This window comes from bacterium (genome assembly GCA_023135785.1).
Classification (GTDB): Bacteria; CAIJMQ01; CAIJMQ01; order CAIJMQ01; family CAIJMQ01; genus CAZNJA01.
Window position 1 is genome coordinate 1 of the sequence record JAGLSL010000084.1, and the last position, 4,105, is coordinate 4,105.

Consider the following 4,105-nt stretch of genomic DNA (forward strand, 5'->3'; position numbering starts at 1 on the left):
ATTTCTATCTATCTCTGTCATCTGTTATCTTTTATTTCTCCCAAAGGATAATAGGGGAGCATATTTTCTTTGACCCAATCATATGATTTTATCGGACTTAATCTCAAATTTGTCGGACAAGGAGAAAGGACTTCTACTAAAGAAAATCCCGCTTTTTTTATCTGAAGAGTAAATGCTTTTTTGATGTATTTCTTTAATCTTATTATGTTTTTTGGAGAAATAACTGTTTCTCTTGCAAGATAAACAACGCCTTCTATCGACCTAAGCATTTCAGGAATTCTTAATGGAAATCCTGCTACCTTGGGGTCTCTTCCAAATGGAGTTGTTTGTGTCTTTTGTTTAAGTAGAGTAGTTGGAGCCATCTGTCCACCTGTCATGCCATAGACAGCATTATTTACAAATATTGTAGTTATATTTTCACCTCTTGCTGCAGTATGCACAATTTCTCCTGTTCCTATTGCTGCTAAGTCTCCGTCTCCCTGATAAGTAAAGACTATTTTGTCCGGCTGGACTCGTTTTATGCCTGTGGCAACTGCGGGAGTTCTACCGTGAGGCGCTTCTGCCATATCTATATTAAGATAATTGTATGCAAGGACGGCGCATCCTACAGGCGCTATACCTATTGTTATTTCTCTTATGTTTAATTCGTCTATGACTTCAGCTACTATTCTATGTACGATGCCGTGTCCGCAGCCGGGGCAATAATGAGTAACGGTATCTTTCATGGTTTTTGGCAGACCAAATTTCTTTTCCATAATTTTAAAAATAGTTAAATTTTACAGTTTTGATTCAATTATATTGATTATTTTTTCTTCTTCCGGAACTCCGCCGCCCATTCTTCCGTAGAAGTAAACAGGCACTTTGCCTTCTGCCGCAAGTTTTACGTCTTCGACCATTTGTCCAGCGCTCATTTCTACCGTAAGTAAAAATTTAGAATGCGATACAGCTTGTTTAATGGCTTGTTCGGGGAAAGGCCAAAGAGTAATTGGTCTTATGAGCCCCGCTTTTATATTTTTTGCTCTTAATTTTTTTACGACACTCTTGCAAATACGCGATGTAGTCCCATAAGCAACTAATATTATCTTTGCATCGTCCACTGATATTTCTTCAACAAGACAGAGTCCTTTCTTTATTTTTTGGAATTTTTCTTGCAATTTTTGATTATGCGCTTCTAATGCGCTGTCGCCCAAATACATGCTGTTTATTACGTTCGGCTTTCTGTTCTTTGCTCCCCTCAAAGCCCAATTTTTTTTGATATCGATAATTTCCTTTTTCTTGAGTTCTGCGGGTTCCATCATTTGCCCCAAATATCCGTCAGCAAGGATTATTACAGGGGTTCTGTATTTGTCCGCCAAATCGAAAGCGGTAAAAGTGAAATCGAACATTTCCTGAACAGTTGCAGGAGCAATTACTATAAGATTATAGTCCCCGTGCCCGCCTCCTTTTACGGATTGGAAATAGTCGCTCTGCGAACCGGCGATATTTCCAAGACCGGGTCCCCCACGAGCAACATTAGCTATTACACAAGGCAGTTCGTCTCCTGCCATATAGGAAATAGCTTCTTGCATTAAAGATATTCCGGGAGATGAAGAAGTTGTCATTGTTCTTACGCCGGAAGCTGATGCGCCCAAAACCATATTAATTGCGGCGAGTTCGCTTTCTGCCTGAATAAATACTCTATTTTCTTCGGGCATTCGCCGTGACATGTAAGCAGTTATTTCGTTCTGCGGTGTTATGGGGTATCCAAAATACGCCTTGCAACCCGCTTGAATAGAGGCTTCTGCCAATGCCTCGTTACCCGAAATTAGAATTTTATTTTTCATATAAATCAAGACTATTATATTGATTACAGCGATAAAATACGAATTTTTTCAATCTATGTAACCAAATGCTTTTTTTTTGACTTTGCATCAATTATCCCGTAAATTTCTATAGCGACATCAGGGCATACGAGGAAACAAATTCCGCATCCGGAACACTTTTCTTTATGTATAACTTCTACCGGATAAAACCCTTTTTTGTTTATTTTTTTTGATATCCCTAACACACCACGTGGGCAGAAGTTAATGCAAATCTGGCAACCTTTACATTTCTCTTCTTTTATTTGTATCCCGTAAGAAACCTCTTTTTGGCTTATCATGAGTTTACTTTCTTTTTAGATATAACAATCCAGCCTTGTGCAAATTCTAATCAAAGTTTAACAACTTTTACCGTTTTTTCCAAATATAAAACATCCCTATACCTAAGAACAAGATATTAGGAAACCATATACCCATTGCGGGGGGGATGGCACCTTTTTCAGACATAGCTACCAACAAGGAAAAAAGGACGTAGTATATAAGGCAAAGCCCCAATGCCCAACTCATTCTTCCCGCAGCGTTTTGGTGTAGGGATAAAAGACAGAAAGGAATTGATATAACAAGAAGCGTAAAATTTATAAACGGCAGGGAAAAACGGGAATGAAATTGTGTCAAGTAAGGATAACGCGAAAGGGATGTTTTATATTCCAAAATATATTTTTTAATCGTTTTCATTGGCATTATTGAAGGGCTTTTACTGTAGAGCCAAAGTTCGTGGGCAGACAAGGAAAGCGCGCTTTCTTTACTATCAAACACTTCTATTTCTTTCACATTGCCGTCCTTATCGAATGTCTTTTTTACCCCGTCTATTAGAACCCATTTGTCTTTTTCCCATAAAGCTTTTTTTGCAGTTATTATTACACTATTACTGTTTCCTATTTCGTTGTATACACTCTTAATTTCGTTCATTTCGCTTTCTTTCCCGCTGAAATTCTTTGTAAAATAGACAATATTCTGCGAAGCAAACTGAAAATTCTCTTTACTTTTGTTTAAGTATTCTTCTTCGCCTTGAATTCTGCCTTTCCATGTTTCTTCTTTTTTTTCTTCGCAAAATGGAACTAAATTTATATTTATACCAAGACAGAAAGAAGAAATTATCAATCCCGATATTAAAAGAGGCATAGTAATTCTTAAAGCTGATATCCCTGACAATCTCATTGCCATTATTTCTCTATCTTGAGCCAGATGCCCGATTGAGAACCAGACTCCTATTAAAACCGCAAGAGGCGATAATTGCATCCAAAGAGAAGGCAGGAAAAATGCGTAATATTTTGCTACGTCGATTATTCCTGCGCCTTTGTCTAAGAATTGGTTCAAGTTCGACAGGAGGTTCACCAGACAGTAGAAAAAACAGAACATAATTCCTGCGAACAAATATGTGGGTAAAAAATGTTTTAAAAGATATTTGTCGAGTATTTTCATAACTGTTTCTTTAATAAATACGGCATGCAGAAACTTAATAGAAATATATTAGGAAGCCACATGAGTATGAAAGGATAAAATAATCCTTTTTGGGAAATTCCTTCGCAAACCAACAGGATAACATAATAAACGATAATTATGGGTAGGCTTATTCCAAATCCTCTTATTTTGCTTTTACCTTTTATTTTTATACCTAATATAGACCCTATCAAAAGAAAAAACAAAGGGGAAAAAGACAAGGAAAATCTCTTGTAGATTTCCGTGAGTAAATGATAGCGAATTGTTTTTTGTTTTTTGAAGTCTCTAACGCTTTTGTTAAGCTCTTTCAATTTCATATCCCACGGTTTTTTATTTACTTTTTTTGCATTTCTTTTTGGCTCAAGTTGGATGTCATATGTGTCAAAATTAACCCTAGTAAAATTTATGGGGTTTCCTTCTTCTGCTTCATCAATAGTCCCGTCAATAAGTTTCAATCTCTGCTGTTTATTGTTTTCGGATATTATTATTTCGCCTTTTTTTGCGACTATAACAGAAGGACTTCCCGTTTCTTTGAGTTTGAAAACGGTTATGCCTTCTATCTTTTTACCCGTCATTCTATCTATATAAATTTTATAATCTTTAAAACTATCAATGAGAACTTTTTCTTCAACAGTTGAGGTGACAATATTTTCTATCTTGAAATCTTCCTGTATTTGTTTAATTCCTAAGTGTGCAGAGGGCGAAACTTCAGCGTGAAGATATAGGCAAAATATACTTATCAGAAAAGATAAGCCCAATACCGGTAAAATAGCAGCCAAAGGATCAATTCCGCAGGATTCTAGCCC

5 protein-coding genes are annotated in these 4,105 nt (G+C 36.6%); all 5 read right to left on the reverse strand.

The genetic code is table 11. From position 1 onward, the window contains the following. Nucleotides 1-17: 17 nt before the first annotated feature. Nucleotides 18-755: a 2-oxoglutarate oxidoreductase gene (locus tag KAS42_06060; protein ID MCK4905781.1), complete on the reverse strand. Its 738-nt coding sequence runs from the start codon at nucleotides 753-755 to the stop codon at nucleotides 18-20. A 21-nt stretch (nucleotides 756-776) separates the two neighbouring features. Further along, nucleotides 777-1,823: a 3-methyl-2-oxobutanoate dehydrogenase subunit VorB gene (locus KAS42_06065; protein ID MCK4905782.1), complete on the reverse strand. Its 1,047-nt coding sequence runs from the start codon at nucleotides 1,821-1,823 to the stop codon at nucleotides 777-779. Between the two features lie 53 nt (nucleotides 1,824-1,876). Next, complete coding sequence (locus tag KAS42_06070) at nucleotides 1,877-2,140, reverse strand: 4Fe-4S binding protein (protein MCK4905783.1); 264 nt, start codon at nucleotides 2,138-2,140, stop codon at nucleotides 1,877-1,879. A gap of 67 nt (nucleotides 2,141-2,207) precedes the next feature. Beyond that, complete coding sequence (locus KAS42_06075) at nucleotides 2,208-3,281, reverse strand: LptF/LptG family permease (GenBank protein ID MCK4905784.1); 1,074 nt, start codon at nucleotides 3,279-3,281, stop codon at nucleotides 2,208-2,210. Beyond that, the coding region (locus KAS42_06080) for an LptF/LptG family permease (GenBank protein MCK4905785.1) at nucleotides 3,278-4,105 on the reverse strand (828 nt) is incomplete at its 5' end. The genes KAS42_06075 and KAS42_06080, both read right to left, overlap by 4 nt.